Genomic DNA, 21,353 nt, shown 5'->3' on the forward strand with positions numbered 1-21,353 from the left:
CAGCGTCTGCGATTCCGGCCGAAAACGCCGCTGTTGCGGTCGGATTGCGCTACCGGTGCGCCTCAGACGGTGACACGTGGGTCCGCGACGGCCTGCATGAGATCGACCATGATGTTGGCCAGCACGTAGAGGACCCCGATCACCAAGGTGACCCCGGCGATCGTGTTGAAGTCACCCTTGGAGATGGCCTGGGCGATGAAGAGGCCGATTCCGGGCCGGGCGAAGATCAACTCCACCACGATGCTGTTGCCGATCATCCCGGCCAGTTGCAGACCCAGCAGGGCGAACACCGGACCTACGGCATTGCGTAGTGCGTGTTGGATCAGAATGTTCTTCTCACCAAGGCCTTTGGACCGGGCGGTGCGGATGTACTCCGCCCGCATGGTGCCCTCCAGGCTGCTGCGCAGCACTCGGCCGACGGCGACCGCCGGGGTGATGGCGATGCACAGCGCCGGCAGGATGAGGTGTTTGAGGGCATCCCAGAACAGCACGGGGCGGCCCGCCAGCAGACTGTCGATCAACAGGAAATGTGTTGGCCCGGTGGGGGCATCGTAGAACGAGGTCTGCCCGGTGACCGGCAGGATATCCAGCCAGCGGTAGAAGATCAGCATCGCCAACAGACACGCGAGGAACACCGGCACGGATGCGCCGGAGATCATCACCACCCGCAGCACCCCCGAACCGCGCCACCCCTGAGCGGTCGCCAGGCCGAGGAAGCCCCCGATGACCGCGATGAGGATGCCCGCGACGAACACCAATTCCAATGTCACCGGCAGGAACTCAAGTATGCTTCCCGTCACCGGCGTCCGTGTCACGGTGGACATGCCGAGGTCGCCCTGCAGTGCCTTGCCGAGGTAGCCGATCAACTGCACGGGTAGCGGGTCGTTGAGTCCGAGTTTCTCCCGAGCGGCTTCGTAGACCTCCGGAGGCGCCTTCTCTCCGACCAATGCCACCACCGGGTCGACCGGGGCGATCTTCTGCAGCGTGAACACGACCACGACGAGTGCGAGCAACACGGGTACGGCGCCCAGGAAACGCCGGCCGAGAGTCATCAGCATGGCGTTGCTCCCCTAGCGGTCGCGGATGCGGTCGCGCAGCGCGTCGCCGGCGAAGTTGCTCACGATGGCGATGAGCCCGACGGCGACGGCGGGGAAGATCGGGATCCACCAGGCGCTGAAGATGTGGGTCAGCCCCTGGGCGCTCATCGCTCCCAGTTCGGGCGCGGGTTGTGGAGCTCCCAGTCCCAGGAAGGAGAGCCCGGACAACAGCAGCACCAGAGCCGAAATATCAAGGCTTGCAGTGACGATGGTGACCGGGACCGCTCCTGGCAACAGATGACGGGTCAGTTGGCGCCGACGCCCGGCGCCGGCGATGCGGGCCGCCTCCATGTGGGGCGAGGCGCGCAACTTGCGAATCTCGGCACGCACGATTCGCGCGTAGAGCGGCCACCACACGATTGCGACGCCGATGAGTGTGTGGATGTAGGACGGGCCCATCGCGGCGACCACCGCGATGGCCAGGATTGGCCCGGGCAGCGAGAGGAAGACATCGGTGATCCGCATGAGCGCGGCGTCGACGATCCCGCCGACGGCCCCGGCGACCAGGCCTATCGAGCCGCCGATGAGCACTCCCGATGCGACCACGGCCAGCGCGCCCCACCAGCTGGTGGACATGCCGACCAGAACCCGGGACAGCACGTCGCGGCCCACGGTGTCGGTGCCCAGCCAGTTCGCGGCACTGGGTGCGACCATGGCCTTCCCGGCCGGCACCAGCGGGTCGAATGGCGCGAGAACCGGTGCGAATATCGCGACCAGGAACATCGCCGCGAGCGCACCGAAGGCAAGCCAGCTCGGTACGGATGTGCCACGAAAGTACTCCTTGACCGCCAGAATGGCTTTCCTGCCGGAGGGAATGGGAACCCGGATTCCGGGGACATATGGTTGTGCGACTGCCACGGTTCCTCCTGTTGGGGACTGCATGGGACGTCTCTGGTGCGAAGTTCACACGCACCCGGTATCGCCAACAGTTCGATCACGTTGCGGGGGGATTGCGCGTCGGGCCTTGAGGTTTCACCGGTCGTCACATTCGTCGCGCCGTGCGGTCAGCCCGGGGCGGGTGCGGCGGGCGGGAACCGACGGCCCGTGCTGCGGGCGAGCACGGCGCCGACAGCCAGGACCCCCGAGACCACCGCGAGGCCACCGCTCGCACCGAGCACGGCGATGAGCAGGTTGACGCTTCCGGCACCGAGAAATGAGCCCATCCCGCACGCAATCCGGTAGGTGGCCACCCCGGTCGAGGGGTTCGGGCTCAGTGCCACGATGAGCACCGGAGGGGCGGACAGGGCGATGCCGTCGACCACCCCGAACAAAGCGGCGGCCGCGAAGAACCCGCGAAGATCCTGCACGGTGGCCAGCAGGACCACCGCAGCGATGCCGAGCAGGAGCGCCAGCGCCAGGCAGCGGGCCGGTGGTATCCGCTCGAAGAGACGCCCGGACAGGGCCAGCACACCGATCTGCACCGCAGACAGAATCCCCAGTGCCACTCCGATGTTCGCCGCGGACAGCCCGTAGGCGTGCCCGACCAGCGGCAGCGCGGTGTTCTCGATACCACTACGCAGGTAGTTGCCGAAGAGTCCCAGCGCGAGTGCCATCCGCAGCACCGGGGGCAGGCTGAGTTCGGGTAGCCCGATCCGGGGCCGGTAGCCGTCGGCCGGGGGCGGCAGACCGGGCAACAGGACAACCGCCGCCACGGCAACCACGACACCGAGCCCGGCGCAGACCAGGAAGCTGAGCCGATAGCCGTTCAGTCCATCCAGGAGGCCGGCGATGATGCCGCCGGTGGGGGCCCCGAGGGCGGCACCGAGCAGCTGCAGCCCCTGATTGGAGCCCAGTACCTGATGCGGACGGCTGTGCATCCGGACTGCGACCTGCAGCGCCGCCCCGGCGACGACGGCGCTGGCCAGACCTTGCAGCACCCGTGAGCCGATGAGACCGATCGTCCCGTGGGACAACGCAAAGCACCCTTCGCTGGCCGCGAACAGGGCGAGACCGATCCCGATGGTCGCTCTCGCGTCGACACGGGTGATCACGCGGGTGCCGAGTACGTCGACGGCGACGACACCCAGCGCCGAGACCAGGATGAACGCGGTCACCTCGGCGGTGGACAGGCCGAGTTTGATGGCATAGAGCAGTTCGATCGGCGCGGTCATCGCCATGATGAAGCCGACCAGGACCATGGTGACCGAATAGCTCCATGGATGTGCGCCCGGAATATGCCCTTGCTCGACTGGTGGGGTTGGCGTGGTCACCGCTGACCACGCAGCATCTGCTTGATGTCAGTGTCCTCAGAACTCGCGCAGGGTGTCACGCAGAGTCGTTGTGGTGTAAGCGGTTCGGGTGAGACCCCGCCGTTGCAGGGCCGGCACCAACCCGTCACAGATCGACTCGATGTACTTTCGCGAGAGGTCCCAGCCGGGCTTGGCGATCAGGAAGCCGTCGCCACCGACTTCCTCCATGGCCTGGCCCATCTTCTCGGCGACCTGATCGGGGGTGCCGACGAGCTCCAATCCGCGCTTGGCCCGGTGCAGCACGAGTTGACGCAGCGTCTTGGGCCCGGGGGTGCCGTCACCGCGCATGAAGTACTCCAACGACCCGCGTTCACCGTTGGTGGTCAGATCCGCCGGCAGCGGTTCGTCGAGATCGAACTGTTTGAAGTCGATCTCGGTGTTCGACGAGATGCTGACCAACGACTTCTCCACGTAGGTGGGATGGTTGAGCAGACGGTCGACCTCCGCGCGGGCTTCGGCTTCGGTCGCCGCGACGGTCGGGGAGACCACGAAGAGAAGCTTGACGTCATCGGGATTTCGGCCCGCGGCCGCGGCGCGGGCTCGAATGTCGTCGCGGTACTCCTTCATCCCCTCGACCCCGGTCCCGACCGCGACGATCGCATCGGCAGCACCGGCAGCGAACTGACGACCCTTCGGCGACGCACCCGCCTGCAGGAACGCCGGTCGATGCTGCGGCGAGGGCACCGTGTTCAACGGGCCACGGGACTTGAAGTACTTCCCGTGGAAATCGATGGTGTGAACCTTGTTGAAATCGGCGAAGGTGTGGGTCTTGCGATCCATCACCACCGCATCGGGCTCCCAGGAATCCCACAACTGGTTGACCACGTCGAAATACTCCTCGGCCACGTTGTACCGCTCATCGTGCTCGGGCAACCCCTCGAGCCCGAAGTTCTGCGCCGCCCGATCCTCAGCCGAGGACACGATGTTCCACCCGAACCGGCCCTGAGCAATCGAATCGACGGTCGAACACAACCGCGCCAACAGATACGGCGGATAAAAACTCGTCGACATCGTGGACACCACACCAAGATTGGTGGTGTTGCAGGCCACCTGGACGGCCAACGGCAGCGGGTCGTGCTTCGGCGCGAAAGCCGAGTACTTCAGCGCACCCTCCATGGTGCCGCCGTAGGCGTCGGCGACCATCACGGTGTCCTCGATCATGATGAGGTCGAAACACGCCCGCTCCATGGCCCGCGCCATGTCGACATAGAACCGCCCGTTCGGCCACATCCGGACGTCCGGCGAGGCGTCGTCGGTGTCCCACTCCGGCGGGATGAAGTTCATGAACCAGCCGAGGTGAAACTTCTTGGTCATCTCAATCTCCTGAAATAGTGGCGGAATGAAATTTGTCTAGAACTCGCGCAGGGTTTCACGCAGAGTCGACGTGGTGTATTCGGTGCGCATCAGCCCGCGCCGTTGCAGGGCCGGCACCAACCCGTCACAGACCTCGGTGATGTACTCGCGGGACAGGTCGCGCCCACCCCTGCTGATCAGGAAGCCGTCGCCGCCGATCTCCTCCATGGCTTCGCCCATCTTCTCGGCGACCTGGTCGGCGGTGCCGACGAGTTCCAATCCGCGGGTGGTCCGCTCGTGGACGAGTTCGCGAAGGGTCTTGGGTCCGGGAGCACCGTTGCCCCGCATGAAGTGTTCGAGTGATCCGCGTTCGCCGTTGGTGGTCAGATCCGCCGGCAGTGGTTGGTCGAGATCGAACTGTTTGAAGTCGATCTCGGTGTTCGACGAGATGCCGACCAGCGCCTTTTCCTCGAAGTTCGGGGCGGCCGCGAACCGGGCCACCTTTGCGCGGGCTTCGGCTTCGGTGGCGGCGATCGTCGGGGAGACCACGAAGAACAACTTGATGTCATCGGGATTGCGGCCACTGGCCTTGGCCCGCGCCCGGACATCGTCGCGGTACTCCTTCATCCCCTCGACCCCGGTCCCGACCGCGATGATCGCGTCGGCAGCACCGGCAGCGAACTGACGACCCTTCGGCGACGCACCCGCCTGCAGGAACGTCGGCCGGTGTTGCGGCGAGGGCACCGTGTTCAACGGGCCCCGGGACTTGAAATACTTCCCGTCGAAATCGATGGTGTGAACCTTGTTGAAATCGGCGAAGGTGTGGGTCTCACGATCCATCACCACCGCATCGGCCTCCCAGGAATCCCACAACTGGTTGACCACGTCGAAATACTCCTCGGCCACGTTGTACCGCTCATCGTGCTCGGGCAACCCCTCGAGCCCGAAGTTCTGCGCCGCCCGATCCTCGGCCGAGGACACGATGTTCCACCCGAACCGGCCCTGAGCAATCGAATCGGCCGTCGAACACAACCGCGCCAACAGATACGGCGGATAAAAACTCGTCGACATCGTCGCCACCACACCAAGATTGGTGGTATTACACGCCACCTGAATCGCCAACGGCACCGGATCCTGCTTCGGCGCGAAGATCGCATTCTTCAGCGACCCCTCCATGGTGCCGCCATACGCATCGGCCACCATCACCGTGTCCTCGATCATCATGAAGTCAAAACACGCCCGCTCCATGCTCTTCGCCATGTCCACGTAGAACTTCCCATTGGCCCAATCGGCCACATCCGGGGAAGCCCACTCCGACTCCCAATCCGGCGGCGTGAAATTCATGAACCAGCCGAGGTGAAACTTCTTGGTCATGGAATGCTCCTTCTCGTTGGGTTCGGGTGTCAGAACTCGCGCAGGGTTTCGCGCAGAGTGGATTTGGTGTATTCGGTGCGGGTCAGGCCGCGGCGTTGCAGCTCGGGGACGAGTCCGTCGCAGACCGATTCGATGTAGCTGCGGGTCAGCCCGCGCCGCCAGAGCAGGAAGCCGTCGCCGCCGATTTCGTTGATGGCGGCCTCCATCTCGTCGGCGACCTGCTCGGGGGTCCCGACGAACTCCATCCCGAAGGAGGCGGCGGCGACTGCGAGTTGGCGCAGTGTCTTCGGCCCGGGGGTGCCGTCGCCGCGCATGAAGTGTTCGAGTGATCCGCGTTCGCCGTTGGTGGTCAGATCCGCCGGCAGCGGTTGGTCGAGATCGAACTGCTTGAAGTCGATCTCGGTGTTCGACGAGATGGCGACCAGCGCCTTCTCCACGAACAGGTCGGAGGAGCTGAACCGCTCGTGTGCGGCGCGGGCTTCGGCTTCGGTGGCGGCGATCGTCGGGGAGACCACGAAGAACAACTTGATGTCATCGGGATTGCGGCCACTGGCCTTGGCCCGCGCCCGGACATCGTCGCGGTACTCCTTCATCCCCTCGACCCCGGTCCCGACCGCGATGATCGCATCGGCAGCACCGGCAGCGAACTGACGACCCTTCGGCGACGCACCCGCCTGCAGGAACGTCGGCCGATGCTGCGGAGAGGGCACCGTGTTCAACGGACCCCGCGACTTGAAATACTTCCCGTCGAAATCGATGGTGTGAACCTTGTTGAAATCAGCGAAAGTATGGGTCTCACGATCCATCACCACCGCATCGGCCTCCCAGGAATCCCACAACTGGTTGACCACGTCGAAATACTCCTCGGCCACGTTGTACCGCTCATCGTGCTCGGGCAACCCCTCGAGCCCGAAGTTCTGCGCCGCCCGATCCTCAGCCGAGGACACGATGTTCCACCCGAACCGGCCCTGAGCAATCGAATCGGCCGTCGAACACAACCGCGCCAACAGATACGGCGGATAAAAACTCGTCGACATCGTCGCCACCACACCAAGATTGGTGGTATTACACGCCACCTGAATCGCCAACGGCACCGGATCCTGCTTCGGCGCGAAGATCGCATTCTTCAGCGACCCCTCCATGGTGCCGCCATACGCATCGGCCACCATCACCGTGTCCTCGATCATCATGAAGTCAAAACACGCCCGCTCCATGGCCCGCGCCATGTCCACGTGAAACCGCCCGTTGGCCCAATCGGCCACATCCGGGGAAGCCCACTCCGACTCCCAATCCGGCGGCGTGAAATTCATGAACCAGCCGAGGTGAAACTTCTTGGTCATGGAATGCTCCTGGGTCCGTTGTGCTTTGCAGCCATCAGACCGTGTGTGCGTGTCGGGGCGAATGCGCCACGGTGGCGCCGATATTGCGCCGACATCTCGGACATTCCGCCGGCCCGATCACGCCGCTCGTCATGACGCGGCCCGCTCCGGGCTCTCCTGATCTGCCTGGGTGAGAAGACACGCCGCGAAGCGGCTGCTGGTGCCGTCGAGCGAGTAGAGGATCGGCTCGTCTGTCGCGCATCGATCGACCCGCTCCGGGCACCGTGGATGGAATGAGCAACCCGACGGTACGGCGAGTGCACTGGCCGGTTCGCCCGGCAGACGTACCGGCGCCGTACCCGGCGACGGAATCGCGGCCAGCAGCGCCTTGGTGTAGGGGTGCGTCGGGTTGCTGATGACCTCCAGAGTGGGGCCCACCTCGACGATCTGACCGAGATACATCACCGCGGTGCGGTCGGAGATGAACCGGGCGGCGGCCAGGTCGTGCGTCACGAACATCACCGCCATGCCGAGCTCGCGTCGAAGTTCCTGCAGCAGGTTCAGCACCGACGCGGCCAGCGAGGCATCCAGTGCCGACGTGGGCTCGTCGCACAGCAGCAACTTGGGCGGGACGATGATCGCCCGGGCGAACGCCACCCGTTGGCGCTGACCACCGGAGAGCATGCCGGCCTTGATGCCGGCGACGTCGGGAGGCAGACCTACCTGGCGCAACGCCCGGTCCACCAGGCTGCGCCGCTCGGCCCGGTTGGTCGTCTTGATCAGCCGCTCCCCGACGATCTCGCCGACGCTCAACCATGGTGTGAGTGAGGCGCCGGCGTCCTGAAACACCATCTGTGGCTGGCCGCCCGGCCGTTCGACGTTGCCGTTCTCGGGTTTCATCAGCCCGGCAACGACCCTCAGCAGGGTGGACTTACCCGATCCGGACTCGCCGACCACCGCCACCGACTCGCCCGGGGCAATGTCGAGGATCACGTTGCGCAAGGCATGGAGTTTGTCCTTGTGCAGCAGGCCGCGCCGTACGTCGAAATGCTTGTCCACGCCGTTGACCCGCGCGGCAGGCACCGTGTCCTGCGGTTCCTTCATCGGCTTGAACGGCTCAGTCTCGGCAAGCTCGGCGACCACCGAGGTCGACTCGGGGACGAGGCAGGCGGCGACACCGTCGTGGGTGGTGGCCGGGGTGGGGACGGGGAGGGTTTCCTGGCAGGGCCCGACCGCGGCCGGGCAGCGGGGCGCAAACGCACAGCCGGGCGGGTGCGCACGAGGATCCGGCGGCTCCCCCCGCAGCGCGGGGATCGCCCGGCCGATCGGCAGGTCCAGGTCCAGACGCGCATTGAGCAGGCCAACCGTGTACGGGTGCGACGGTGCTCGCAGCACGCTGTCCATCTGGCCGGCCTCGGCGAGTCTGCCGCCGTACATGACGGCGATGCGATCGCAAACCTGCGAGGCCACGCCGATGTCGTGGGTGACCAGGATGAACGAGGTACCCAGCTGGTCGCAAAGGTCGCGGATGAGGCTGAGCACCTGCGCTTGCACGGTGACGTCGAGTGCCGTGGTCGGCTCGTCGGCGATGACGAGGTCGGGTTTGCCCGCCACCGCCATCGCGATCATCACGCGCTGTCGCAGACCGCCGGACAACTCGTGCGGGAATGCCTTCATCCGGCGCGCCGGGTCGGGAATGCCGACCAGATCCAGGAGGCGCAGCGCCTCCTCGGCCGAGCCCGCGGCCTCCACAACCTGATGGCCCACCCTCATGGTCGGGTTCAGCGACGTCATCGGATCCTGGAAGACGGCGCCCAGATGGGCCTTCCGGACCCGACGCCGCTCCTCGTCGGAGGCGGCGACCATGTCGACACCGCACACCTCGGCGCGTCCGGTGATCCTGGGCGACGGGTCACCGGACAGCAGCCCCAGAAGGGCGTGGCCCATGACACTCTTACCCGACCCGGATTCGCCCACCACCGCCAGGATCTCGCCGTGCCCGATGTCGAGCGTGACACCACGCAAGGCGTTGACCGCAACCCCCCGGCGTTCGAATGTGACGGCCAGGTCCACCACCCGGGCCCGTGGGGCGGCCGGCGCATCGGACGCCTCCGTGGCAACATCGTGCGCTGTTGTCATGAAGATACCTCTCCTCTGGATGGGCACCGCGATCCGAAACCGACCACGTGATGTTTGAAGTTGTTGTGCAACAGCGGTTTCTTGCCATCAAGCCCGCCATGCGCTGCGCGCGTGCGTTGCTAGGCGCGTCTGATGACCCCGGCGTCGAAGATGTAGGGCAGATAGGAATTGCCGACGAACCCGTCGATCTGTGCCTGGGTGATCGAGGTATCCATCCGTCGACACAGCGGCACCCAGAGCGCCTCGTCCTGAATGGTCTCGGTGATCTGCAGGTATATCTCGTTGGTCTGGGCGTCGGTCGGTTTGGTGATCGCCACGTCCATCAGGCGGTCAACCTCGGGGTTGCCGTACTGAAAGTAGTTGAGCGGCTTGGCTCCGGTGCGCAGGAAGATCCGCATCGCGGTGTCCAGATGCAGCGCGTCGCCGCCAATGCCGGCGACCATGAGGTCGGGCCGTTTCTCGGCGGGCTGGTTGGCCAAGTCGAAGGACTCGGCGCTGGGCATGGCGCGCACGGTGATCTCCAGGCCGGTCGGGGCCAGCTGGGTCTGGACCAGTTCGGCCACCTGCTGGCCGGGCGCACCGTAGGAGGTCACCCAGGCCAGGTCCAGCTTCTTGGACGGCAACGACGGCACGATCGCCTCCAGTGGCCCGGTGTCGACCACCGGGTCGAAAGGCGCCAGCCCCGCCGGGAACATGTTCTCCGGCCAGAAGTTCGCCTGCATCGGGGTCAAACCCTGGAACGCGGTCTCGACGATCGCGGAGCGGTCCAGGGCGGTCATCATCGCCTGCCGCACCGCCTTGTCGGCGAACACGCCGGCGCCGAAGTTCATCCAGAGCACGATCACCGTGGAGCCGGGCACCGCGATCGTTTTGAACTTCGCGTTCTGCTTGTAGCTGAGTACGTCGGGGATCGCGAAGCCCTTGGCCACCAGATCGAAGGCACCCTGATCCAACTGCAGTTTCTGCGTCGCAATCTCGGGAACGATCTCGATCCGAACGCTCTCGAAATAAGGCTCTTCACCCCAATAGCCGTCGAACCGCTCCAACGTGTAATGGCTGCCGGGCACGAACTCCTTCATCACATACGGCCCCGTCCCGGCATCGTGGGTCTTGAGCCACTCCTGCGCCAAATCCCCACCAACCGCGTTGGATTCGACCGCGGTCGGACTCACCGCGAACATCTGCCACGGGCACGCCGCGTAATGCAGGAACGCATTGTTGGGCTCCTTGAGCGTCACCACCAACGTCGTCGGATCCGGCGCCTCGGACTTGGCGATACCCGCCACCATGTAGGCCGGCCCCTCGTTGACCGCGAGCCGACGCTCGAAGCTCTTCAGCCAGGCGGCCGCATCGGCCGCGGTGCCGTCATGGAACGTCACATCGGGCACCAAATCGAAGGTGTAGGTCAACTGATCGTCGGAGACCGTCCAGGACTTCGCCAGCCCGGGGATGATCTCCGAGGTGCCCGACTTGTAATTGACCAGGCCCTCGTAGCAGGACTTCATGACCTGCACACCCTCGCCCTCGTACATGATGTCGGGGTCGGGCACCTGCATGTCCTGCAGGAACGGCATCCGCAACGTCAAGTTGCGCGCACCGTCCGTACTGGCCTCACCGCCACACGCAGCGATCAGATTGGCCAGCGCGAGTCCGCCGACGGTCAGTCCACCGACCTTCAGAAAGCCACGCCGGTCCAGGGTAATTGGGGTACGAGTCACGAGCGTCTCCTCAGGCTGAGGGTGAAGGGGCGACGCGGCGGCGGACGATGGCGCGGCGGCAGGTGGGGGTCGGCCCTGCGCTGGACCGTTCTCGCTGATGTGGGATCAGCGTCTGTTGATCGGCATCCAATCGGCGGCGTATGACGGCACCGCGTCGCCACGGTGGCTTTTCTATTGCGCCGAATCGGCTGGCGCATTGGCGTCGTAACGAATGGGTGCTGGTCATTCAGAACTCGAGCAGGTTGTCGCGGAACATTTCGTAGCGATAGCGTTCCCGGGTGAGGCCGCGTTTCTGCAGCTCCGGCACCAGCCCGTCGGTGATCTCGCTGATCGAACGACGTGTCAGGACGTCCTGGGTGATCAGGAAGCCGTCGCCACCGACCTCGGCCATCACCTCACCCATCTGCTCGGCAACCTCTGCCGGCGTACCGAGGAACTCCACCCGCTGCCCGGCGCCGTACGCCGAGTTCGAGGCCACCTCCCGCAGCGTCCGGTCGAGGTTTTGTCGAACGAACGCCGCCAGCGAACTCTGGTGACCGTTGGTGACCATCTGGTCGGCGAGCTCACGGATGGGGACGTCGAGATCGAACACCGAGAAGTCGATATCGGTCGCGTACCCCATCCCGGCGAGCCGGAACCGCGGATCGACGGCGGCGTCGGCGATCATCTGTTCCTTGCGCTCCACCGCGTGCTGATGCGTCTCGCCGAGGATGGGAGAGACCAGGAAGAGCACCTTGACGTCGTCGGCCTTGCGCCCGTGGCCCTCGGCACGGGCGCGGACGTCATCGCGGTACTCCGTCATCGCCTCGACCGTCGTGGCCGACGCGATGATCGAGTCGGCGCACCGCGACGCGTATGCCCGGCCCTTCTCCGATCCGCCGGCCTGGACGATCACCGGTCGACCCTGTGGGGATCGCGCGGAGTTGATCGGTCCTCGCGACTTGTAGAAGCGGCCGTTGAAGTCAACCGGGTGCACCTTGTCGGGATCGGCGAAGATGCCGTCCTGGTCGACGACCATCGAATCCGGCTCCCAGGACTCCCAGAGCTGGGTGACGAGATCGGTGAACTCCTCGGCCATGTCGTAGCGGATGTCGTGGTCCGGTTGCCTGTCATGCCCGTAGTTCTGGGCGGCGCGGTCGGAACTGGCGGTCACCATGTTCCAGCCTGCGCGGCCGCCAGACACATGGTCCATCGTCGACACCAGCCGCGCCAGGAGGTACGGCGGGTACTCGGTGATCGCCAGCGTCGTCACGATGCCCAGCCGCTCGGTGTTCTGGGTGAGGATGGACGCCAGCACCGCGGGGTCGAATTTCGGTACCGCGTAGGCGTTCTCGAGATAGAAGTCGTGCTTGCCCTCCCAGGCGTCAGGAACGAACGACGAGTCCTCCAGAATGAAGTAGTCGAAGCAGGCCCGCTCCAGCGATCGCGCCATGTCCACGTAGAAATCGGGCAGCATGCCCTCGGATTTGTGCGTACCGATCCACTGGTCGCGCCAGCCATGAACCCGGTAGCCGTTCATGAACCAACCGAGATGGAATTTCAGGGCGGGCATCCGTGTCTCCTCATATCGTCCGGGCATTCACCGTCAGGGTTTGCCTTCAGGGTTGACCGAAAGTGCCGGGGCGTGCTCACACGCGGGTGATCTTGTTCGGTGCAAAGACATAGGGAATGTACGAGTCCTGCACGACCCCATCGATATAGGCCTGCATCACCATGTTCTGCGGTATGCGGCACAGCGGTACCCAGAGCGCCTCGTCCCTGATGATCTCGGTGATCTGCAGGTACACAGCGTTGGTCTCGGCGGCGGTGGGCTTGGTGATCGCCTCGTCCATGAGCCGGTCGACCTCGGGGTTGCCGTACTGAAAGGCGTTGAGCGGCTTGGCTCCGGTGCGCAGGAAGATCCGCATGGCGGTGTCCAGATGCAGTGCGTCACCGCCCATCGTGGCCACCAGCAGGTCGGGCCTGCGCTCGGCCGGCTGATTGGCCATGTCGAACCACTCGGCGCTGGGCATGGCGCGCACGGTGATCTCCAGCCCGGTCGGGGCCAGCTGTGTCTGGATCAGTTCGGCCACCTGCTGGGCGGGCGCACCATTGGACGTCACCCAGGCCAGGTCGAGCTTCTTGGACGGTAATGTCGACACGATCTCTTCCAGTGGCCCGAGGTCGACCGACGCATCAAAGGGCGCCAGGCCTGCCGGAAACATGTTCTCCGGCCAGAAGTTCGACTGCACCTCGGTCAATCCCTGGAACGCGGTCTCGACGATCGAGGCGCGATCCAGCGACGTCATCATCGCCTGCCGCACCGCCTTATCGGCGAACACACCAGCATCAAAGTTCATGTAGAGCGCCATCATCGACGCGCCTGTGGTGGTGATGGCCTTGAACTGTGCATTCTGTTTATAGGTGAGGACGTCGGGGATGGCGAAGCCCTTGGCCACCAGATCGAAGGCACCCTGGTCGAGCTGCAGTTTCTGCGTGGCAATCTCGGGAACGATCTCGATGCGGACGCTCTCGAAATAGGGCTCTTCACCCCAGTACCCGTCGAACCGCTCCAACGTGTATTGACTACCCGGCACGAACTCCTTCATCACATACGGTCCGGTCCCCGCATCGTGGGTCTTGAGCCACTCCTGAGCCAAATCACCACCGACGGCGTTGGTTTCGACCGCGGTCGGACTCACCGCGAACATCTGCCACGGGCACGCCGCGTAATGCAGGAACGCATTGTTGGGCTCCTTGAGCGTCACCACCAACGTCGTCGGATCGGGCGCCTCGGACTTGGCGATACCGGTCACCATGTAGGCCGGCCCCTCGTTGATCGCCGCCCTGCGCTCGAAGCTCTTCAGCCAGGCCGCCGCATCGGCCGGGGTGCCGTCATGGAACGTCACATCGGGCACCAGATCGAAGGTGTAGGTCAACTGATCATCGGAGACCGTCCAGGACTTCGCCAGCCCGGGGACGATCTCCGAGGTGCCAGACTTGTAATTGACCAGGCCCTCGTAGCAGGAGCGCATGACCTGCACACCCTCGCCCTCGTACATGATGTCGGGGTCGGGCACCTGCATGTCCTGCAGGAACGGCATCCGCAACGTCAAGTTGCGCGCACCGTCCGTACTGGCCTCACCGCCACACGCAGCGATGAGATTGGCCAGCGCGATTCCTCCCACGGTCAAACCACTGACCTTCAGAAAACCACGCCGGTCCAGGTTTATCGGGGTACGGGTCACGGGCGTCGTCTCCTCAGTCTGCGCTGCACGGGGTCTGCGCTGCTCGGGTTGGGGATGGTTCTGGCGGTGGATGTTTCGCTGCTGACCTCGAATACAAATCGCTGCACATGACGGCTCGGGGTCACCGTCGTGGTTTTTCTATTGCGCCGCACCGTTCGGCGCATTACCCGCGTAACGCGTGCGCGGCGGCGCTCAGATGGGTTCGAGCACGACCGGCGGGTTGGGCCCCAAGAGATCCCGCCGGCTGCGCAGCACGATCACGCCCAGCACCACCAAGCCGACCAAGGACGAGGTGATCAGTGCCGCCCGGGTGCCGAACAGCTCCGCGCCGAGACCGATGACTGCCATCCCGATGGGTAGCGCGCCGATGGCTGTGCTGAGCACCCCCAACGCGACACCACGCTCGTGGGGGCCTGCCGACTCGATGGCCAACAGGCTCTGCATCGAACCGAACCCGGCCTGGCCGATACCGGCCACGAACAGCGCGACGAAGGCGACGGCGAGCACCGGGACCGTCGCGAAGACCAGCAGCCCCAGCAGCGCGATGGCCGATCCGCAGGCGAACACCGTGCCGTAGCGGTACAGCTGCCTGGTGCTGAGCACCACCCCGGCGGTGATCTGGCCGAGACCGGGCGCCGCGGCGAGCGCGCCGGCGAGCACCGCGCTCTGCGCGAAATCCTCTGCCACCACCGGTATCAGCGGAATGTAGCCGAACATGCACAGGTTCATCACCACCGTGATGACCAGCATCGCGACGAACCGCCGGCTGCGTCGCAACAGGCTCGCGCTTGTCGCGACCTGATTGCGCAGCGACACCGAACCCGCCGCCAGCGGGGTGGCGGCATATCGGGGCTGGGGTACGAAAGCGAGGAGCACAGCGGAGGCCACGAGCATCAGGCCCATCCCGGCGAATCCGGCGCCCATACCGAGCTGCTGAATCAAGATTCCGCCGACGAGAGTGCCGAACATCGCCGATCCCGCCTGCGAAGTCGCCTCGATGGTCATCGCCCGGCTGGCCAGGCGCGGTCCCACCGTCTCGTAGATGAGCGGACGCTGGGCGGTCATGTTGACCAGGCCGCCGATGCCGACGAAGAACATGAACGGGAAGGTCATCCACACCTCGACCCGGCCGGACTGCACCGCGGCGAACATCAGGAACTCGACGGGGATGAGCAGCAGTTGCACGACCAGGATCAGCCGCTTGCGTTCGAACCTGTCGCTGATCACGCCTGCGAAGAATCCGCCGAGCAACATCGGAACGAAGAAGAGGGCACCGACCACCTGGTTGAGGACCGGCGAGTCCGCGATCTGGGTCAACAGGTAGCTGGTCGTGAACAGCACGCCCCATCGGGTGGTGTGCCAGAGCAGGGAGCTGACGAACAGGTTGCGGTAGCCGGGCACCCGCATCAGGGCGCGCAGCCGCTCGCCGTCGGCCGCGTCACCGGGGACCGCGATCAGGTCGTCGGCGGTCAAGAGCCGGCCCCCGTCCCAGCCGCGGTGCGGCGCTGCAGGAACACGCCGAGCAGGACCGGGAGTGTCAGCACCGCTGTCCCGAGGGCGAGGGCCGTGAATCCCGCCCAGCTCATGATGACCCCACAGACGATGCTGGCCAGCCCACCGCACACTGCGGTGGTGAGATCGGCGGTGCCCTGGACCGGCACCCGGTACTCCCAGGACACGTGTTCCATCAGCAGACTCGAGCCGCCGATGAGGGCCAGCGTCCAGCCCACCCCGAGCGCGAACATTGCCACGAACATCAGCGGCACGCTGTCCGAGGACAGTGCCGACAACCCGCACGCGGCCAGCAGCACCAGCGATCCAGACCGCAACGCGGCCAGTCTCCCTCGGCGGTCGGCGTAGCGGCCGACCAGCGGGCTGAACGCGAACATTCCGGCGATGTGCACCGAGACCACGAGCGAGCTCACCGCCTCGTGATCGTGCGCCTTCATGTCGATCGGCGCCATCGCCATCACCCCGACCATCGCCGCCTGGGCGGTGACCATGGCCAGCAGGGCCAGACGCGCCGTCGGTGACGCGGCGATGGCGCGTGCGGACTCCCTCAACCGGATCGGCCGCTGCCCGGGGCTCACCCCGTGTTCGGCGGCCGACACCAACAGGGGGTCTGGACGCAGCCGGATCGCCACATTGACTGCGGCGCAGGCGAAGAAGAAGGAGCTGAACAACCAGGGGCCCGCATAGAGATCCAAACCGAACCAGGCGGCACCCAGATGCTCGGCCGGGACCACCAGCGTCGGCCCGAACACGGCCCCGAAGGTCGACGCGAACAGGATTCGCCCCATCGCGCGGCCGCGCTGCTCCGGCTCGGCCAGATCGGTCGCCGCATAGCGGGCCAGCAGGTTGGTCGCCGACCCCGCCCCGTAGAAGAGCAGGCCGAGCAGGAAGACTGCGAGGACCGACAGTTGCACGCCGAGGCAGGCGATCACACCGCCGACGGTCGCCAGTCCGTAGCCCAACTGCATGCCGGCGCGCCGCCCGTATCGGCGCATCACCCGCGACAGGATCTGCGCCATCGCGCCCGCACCGGCCGTGACCGCCGCGGTCGAGACACCCACCCAGGGCGTGTCGACGCCGACGATGTCCTCCACCACGAACCCGCCGACGGTGATGGCGGCCCCCAGGGCGGCCGCTCCGACCACCTGGCCGATGACCAGGACGCGCAGGGTCCGTCGCTGCAGCACGGCCCGCTCGTCGATTGACAGGGGGAACGCCGCAGAGATCGCACCGACCTCGTGTGTCATCGGCCGCCGGCTCAGAACTCGCGCAGCGTCTGCCGCAGCGTCTGCTGGGTGTACTCGGTCCTGGTCAGGCCGAGGCGCTGCAGCTCGGGCACCAGGCCGTCGGTGATCGACGAGATGTAGTTGCGGTTCAAATCCCAGCCCGGCTTCATGATCAGGAAACCGTCACCGCCGATCTCCTCCATCGCCTCACCCATCTTGCGGGCGACCTGTTCGGGCGTGCCGATGAACTCGACACCGGTGGTGGCCCAGTCGATCGCCAACTGGCGTAGCGTCTTCGGGCCACCGGTGCCGTCCCCGCGCATGAAGTGCTCAAGCGAGCCACGCTCCCCGTTGGTGGTCAGCCCCTCCGGAAGTGGCTTGTCCCAGTCGAATTGCTTGAAGTCGATTTCTGTGTTCGATGAAATGCCGGCCAACGACTTCTCGATGTAGCTGTCGGTAGCCACCAGGCGGTCGAGCTCGGCGCGCGCCTCGGCCTCGGTGGGCGCCACCGTTGGAGATACGCAGAACATCAGCTTGATGTCATCGGGGTTGCGTCCCGCCGCCGCGGCCCGGGCACGGATGTCGTCGCGGTAGGACCGCATGCCGTCGATGCCGGTGCCGACTGCGACGATCGCATCGGCCGCGCGCGCGGCGAACGCGCGCCCCCGCGGGGACGCCCCGGCCTGCAGGATCGTCGGCTTGTGCTGCGGGGAGGGCACCGTGTTGAGAGGGCCCCTGGACGTGAAGTACTTGCCGACGAAGTCGGTCGTACGCACCTTGCGGTAGTCGGCGTAGGTATGGGTCTGGCGATCCATCACGACCGCGTCGGCATCCCAGGAATCCCACAATTGGCACACCAGGTCGTAGTACTCGTCGGCCACGTTGTAGCGCTCATCGTGCTCGGGCAGCGTGTCGAGACCGAAGTTCTGCGCCGCCCGATCCTCGGCTGAGGACACGATGTTCCAGCCGAACCGCCCCTCGGCGATCGAGTCCACCGTCGATGCCAAGCGGGCCAGCAGATACGGCGGGTAGAACGTGGTGGACATCGTCGCCACGACGCCCAACCGCGTGGTGTTCGCCGCGATCTGCACCGCCAGCGGCACCGGGTCGTGTTTCGGGGCGAACACCGAGTTCTTCAGCGAGCCCTCCATGCTGCCGCCGTAGGCATCGGCCACCATCACGGTGTCCTCGATCATGATGTAGTCGAAGCAGGCCCGCTCCAGACTGCGCGCCATATCCACGTAGAACCTGCCGTTGGGCCACTGCGCCACATCCGGCGAAGCCCAGGGCGTATCCCACTCGGGTGGAATGAAATTCATGAACCAGCCGAGGTGGAACTTCTTCGTCATCGCCGTCTCCTCACAGGTCGCTACGCAGCTGATCAAACAGCCGCGCCGTGTCCCATCCGATTCGCGGCCGTAGCATGGGGATTACGCCACCCGTTGGTTTCCGCGTGGCAGCGGAGATGCCTTGCCTCGGCGCAATACAGGGTTTACCCCCAAAGCCGGTGCCCGACATCTTCACCTCGTTCACTGCAATGGTGACTGTCGTTGTCGTAGGAAATCCCAAGCCCATGTCGCGGACTCGCGCCGCTGCCGAGTTGGTCGTGGAAAGGCTGACCGGCGCTGCGCCCCAACACGTTATCGATGTCGTAGATCTCGGTGCAGCTCTGCTGGGCTGGGGTGATCCCAAGGTGGCAGAGGCCAAGGACATCGTGAAATCTGCCGACCTGCTGGTGGTGGCCTCGCCGACCTTCAAGGCGACCTACACCGGCCTGCTGAAACTGTTTCTCGACCAGTTCGGGGCCGGTGAACTCGGTCAGGTCACGACGTTTCCGCTCATGCTCGGCGGCTCGTACACCCACGCGCTCGCCCCTGAGTTGACCTTGCGCCCCGTTCTCGTCGAGATCGGAGCGAGCTGCCCGGCACCGAGTCTGTATCTGCTCGACTCCGACTACGAGACGTCTCCCGACTTGGAGAAGTGGCTCGAGGTCGCCCGGCGGTTCGTGCCGGCGGTGTCGTCATGATCGCCGCGGTGGATGACCAGTTCGATCAGGCCTTGCTGCGGCAGGCATTCGGCTGCTTCCCCAGTGGCGTCACCGCGTTCTGCGGCCTGCTCGACGGTGTCGCCGAAGGCATGGCGGCGAGTTCGTTCACGTCGGTTTCACTTGATCCGGCCCTGGTTTCGGTCTGTGTGGCCAACACCTCGACCACCTGGCCGAAGCTCGCGAAGCTCGATCGCCTCGGCCTGTCCGTACTGGCCGGTGACCACGCACCCATTGCGCGATCACTGTCCTCGAAGACCGGTGACCGTTTCGGCGGTGTCAATTGGGAGGCCACCGACAGCGGCGCGGTGTTTGTGCACGGCGCCACGCTGTGGCTGGAGTGCGCACCGTTCAAGCGCATCGAGGCAGGCGACCATGAGATCGTTGTACTGCAGATCATGGCACTCGCGATGAACCCCGATATCGCACCGATGGTGTTTCACCGCAGCAAGTTCCACGAGCTGGCCCCCACGGGCTGACGCGGTCAGGTCCGCGCCAGCGCCGGCGGCCAGACGATCTGCGGGAAGAACGCGTTGTTCTCGATTCCGGTGACGTGATTGTGCGCGATGGTCGAGTTCGGCGGCAGACACAACGGGATCCAGATGGCGTCGTCGAGGATCATCTGGCTGATCTGCTGATAGATCGCATCCGACTGCTCCGGAGTCGGCTGCCGGACCGCATCATCCATCAACCTGTCGAGTTCCGGGTTCGAGTACTGGTAGAAGTTCAGCGGCTTGGCGTCGGTCCGCAGCAGGATTCGAAACGTCGTGTCCAGGTGTAGCGCATCGCCACCGAGGAAGGCCACCAGCATGTCCGGCCGCTTGTCCGACGGCTGGTTGGCCAGGTCGAACATCTCCGCCGTCGGCATCGTCCGCACGGTGACGTCCAACCCGAGTGCGGCAAGCTGGGTCTGCACCAACTCGGCCATCTGCTGACGCGGCGCCCCGAGGTCGGCGCCCCAGGCGAGGTCGACCTTCTTCGACGCCAGGGAGGGCACCATCGCCGCGAGCGGCGCGGTGTCCACCTGCGACGGAAACGGCGCCAACGCGGTGGGGAAGGTGCGCTCGGGCCACATTCCCTCCTGCGCGGTCGTCAAACCGCCCCAGGCGGTCTCGACGATCGCCGCCCTGTCCAACGCCGTCTGCACGGCCTTCCTCAGCGCCTTGTCGGCGAAGATTCCGGAGTTCGGGTTCAGCCAGATCGCCTCTCCGACACCTCCGAACGCGTTCACCACAGTGAACTGCGAGTTCTTCTCGTACTGCAGGACATCCGGTATCGCGAAACCCTTCGTCACGATGTCGAAGGCACCGGAATCCAGTTGCAATTTCTGGCTCGAGATGCTCGGCGTGATCTCGATGCGAATGGTCTCGAACGCGGGTGCGCCGCCCCAGTAGTCGGGAAACGCCTGCAACGTGTAGTGGCTGCCGGGAACGAATTCGGCGATGGTGTACGGGCCGGTGCCGGCATCGTGGGTCTTCAGCCACCCCTGCGCGAGATCGTCACCGACCGCGTTCGCCGCCACGGCGGTGGGGCTTACCGCGAACGGCTGCCAGGGGCAGGCGAGGTAATGCATGAACGCATTGTTGGGCTCGGTGAGGGTGACGACGAACGTGGTCGGATCCGGCGCTCCGGTCGCGGCGACTCCCGCCACCATGTAGGCCGGACCCTGGTTGATCTCGCCGCGTCGCTGGAAACTCTTGACCCAGGCCTCCGCATCGGCGTCGGTCCCGTCGTGGAACTTCACACCCGGTTGCAGTGTGAACGTATATGTCAGTTGGTCGTCGGAGACTGCCCACGACGTCGCCAACCCGGCGATGATCTTCCCGGTGTCGCTTTCGTAGCGCACGAGTCCCTCGTAAGCGGACTCCATGACCTGGACTCCCTCACCTTCGTACATGATGTCCGGGTCGGGAATCTGCATGTCGGCCAGGAATGGCATCCGCAACGTGACCGTCCCGCTGCCGGCGCCGCCCCCACTGCCGCCGCAAGCGGCGATCAGCGACGCCAGACTGATTCCACCGACCGTCAGACCACTGGCCTTCAAGAACATGCGCCGATCCCATTGCGCCGGGTTGCTGTGCGGGTCTGCGTTGTCGAACACGAATGCCTCCTGCTTGGGCCAACTTTCCGACCGAGACCACGGCAATCGGTGACG

At 65.4% G+C, this 21,353-nt stretch carries 16 protein-coding genes; 2 read left to right on the top strand and 14 right to left on the bottom strand.

Going from position 1 to position 21,353, the window contains the following annotated elements; all coding sequences use genetic code 11:
* Positions 1–62 precede the first annotated feature (62 nt).
* From C6A86_RS21635 to C6A86_RS21695, 13 genes are all read right to left on the bottom strand, one after another.
* Positions 63–1,058 carry an ABC transporter permease gene (locus C6A86_RS21635; RefSeq protein ID WP_105362920.1) on the bottom strand — a complete coding sequence of 332 codons (996 nt, stop codon included), beginning with the start codon at positions 1,056–1,058 and terminating at the stop codon, positions 63–65.
* 12 nt (positions 1,059–1,070) lie between these two features.
* On the bottom strand, positions 1,071–1,955 hold the full coding sequence (locus C6A86_RS21640) for an ABC transporter permease (RefSeq protein WP_105362919.1): 885 nt from the start codon (positions 1,953–1,955) through the stop codon (positions 1,071–1,073).
* 146 nt (positions 1,956–2,101) lie between these two features.
* Positions 2,102–3,307, bottom strand: coding sequence for an MFS transporter (locus C6A86_RS21645; protein WP_142406957.1), 1,206 nt, complete (start codon positions 3,305–3,307; stop codon positions 2,102–2,104).
* Positions 3,308–3,343: 36 nt separating this feature from the next.
* Positions 3,344–4,660, bottom strand: a complete 1,317-nt coding sequence (locus C6A86_RS21650; RefSeq protein ID WP_311100852.1) for an NtaA/DmoA family FMN-dependent monooxygenase — start codon at positions 4,658–4,660, stop codon at positions 3,344–3,346.
* A 36-nt stretch (positions 4,661–4,696) separates the two neighbouring features.
* Positions 4,697–6,013 (bottom strand): NtaA/DmoA family FMN-dependent monooxygenase, encoded by a 1,317-nt coding sequence (locus C6A86_RS21655; RefSeq protein WP_311100853.1) that lies wholly within the window; start codon positions 6,011–6,013, stop codon positions 4,697–4,699.
* A 29-nt stretch (positions 6,014–6,042) separates the two neighbouring features.
* A complete protein-coding gene (locus C6A86_RS21660) occupies positions 6,043–7,353 on the bottom strand; it encodes an NtaA/DmoA family FMN-dependent monooxygenase (protein WP_311100854.1) in 1,311 nt (436 codons plus the stop codon).
* 129 nt (positions 7,354–7,482) lie between these two features.
* Entirely contained in the window at positions 7,483–9,471 is a 1,989-nt protein-coding gene (locus C6A86_RS21665; RefSeq protein WP_311100855.1) for an ABC transporter ATP-binding protein, read from the bottom strand.
* A 119-nt stretch (positions 9,472–9,590) separates the two neighbouring features.
* On the bottom strand, positions 9,591–11,189 hold the full coding sequence (locus tag C6A86_RS21670) for an ABC transporter substrate-binding protein (protein WP_311100856.1): 1,599 nt from the start codon (positions 11,187–11,189) through the stop codon (positions 9,591–9,593).
* Positions 11,190–11,415: 226 nt separating this feature from the next.
* Positions 11,416–12,741, bottom strand: coding sequence for an NtaA/DmoA family FMN-dependent monooxygenase (locus C6A86_RS21675; protein WP_105361475.1), 1,326 nt, complete (start codon positions 12,739–12,741; stop codon positions 11,416–11,418).
* A 76-nt stretch (positions 12,742–12,817) separates the two neighbouring features.
* Positions 12,818–14,356 (bottom strand): ABC transporter substrate-binding protein, encoded by a 1,539-nt coding sequence (locus C6A86_RS21680; protein WP_311101240.1) that lies wholly within the window; start codon positions 14,354–14,356, stop codon positions 12,818–12,820.
* A 252-nt stretch (positions 14,357–14,608) separates the two neighbouring features.
* The gene (locus C6A86_RS21685) at positions 14,609–15,889 is read right to left on the bottom strand and encodes an MFS transporter (RefSeq protein ID WP_105363010.1); all 1,281 of its coding nucleotides are present in this window, start codon (positions 15,887–15,889) and stop codon (positions 14,609–14,611) included.
* Positions 15,886–17,175: an MFS transporter gene (locus C6A86_RS21690; protein ID WP_105363009.1), complete on the bottom strand. Its 1,290-nt coding sequence runs from the start codon at positions 17,173–17,175 to the stop codon at positions 15,886–15,888. The genes C6A86_RS21685 and C6A86_RS21690 overlap by 4 nt, the downstream gene beginning before the upstream one ends.
* 11 nt (positions 17,176–17,186) lie before the next feature.
* On the bottom strand, positions 17,187–18,503 hold the full coding sequence (locus C6A86_RS21695) for an NtaA/DmoA family FMN-dependent monooxygenase (RefSeq protein ID WP_105363008.1): 1,317 nt from the start codon (positions 18,501–18,503) through the stop codon (positions 17,187–17,189).
* A gap of 224 nt (positions 18,504–18,727) precedes the next feature.
* Between C6A86_RS21695 and C6A86_RS21700 the strand changes: the two genes are divergently transcribed.
* Together C6A86_RS21700 and C6A86_RS21705 are read left to right on the top strand one after the other, a co-directional pair.
* Positions 18,728–19,180: an NADPH-dependent FMN reductase gene (locus C6A86_RS21700; RefSeq protein ID WP_396834062.1), complete on the top strand. Its 453-nt coding sequence runs from the start codon at positions 18,728–18,730 to the stop codon at positions 19,178–19,180.
* Positions 19,177–19,677 (top strand): flavin reductase family protein, encoded by a 501-nt coding sequence (locus C6A86_RS21705; RefSeq protein WP_105363007.1) that lies wholly within the window; start codon positions 19,177–19,179, stop codon positions 19,675–19,677. Before C6A86_RS21700 ends, C6A86_RS21705 begins: the two co-directional genes overlap by 4 nt.
* 5 nt (positions 19,678–19,682) lie before the next feature.
* On the opposite strand, the gene C6A86_RS21710 is transcribed toward C6A86_RS21705, so the two are convergent.
* On the bottom strand, positions 19,683–21,299 hold the full coding sequence (locus tag C6A86_RS21710) for an ABC transporter substrate-binding protein (protein ID WP_233212969.1): 1,617 nt from the start codon (positions 21,297–21,299) through the stop codon (positions 19,683–19,685).
* Positions 21,300–21,353: the final 54 nt, after the last annotated feature.

This window comes from Mycobacterium sp. ITM-2016-00316 (assembly GCF_002968335.2).
Lineage (GTDB): Bacteria > Actinomycetota > Actinomycetes > Mycobacteriales > Mycobacteriaceae > Mycobacterium.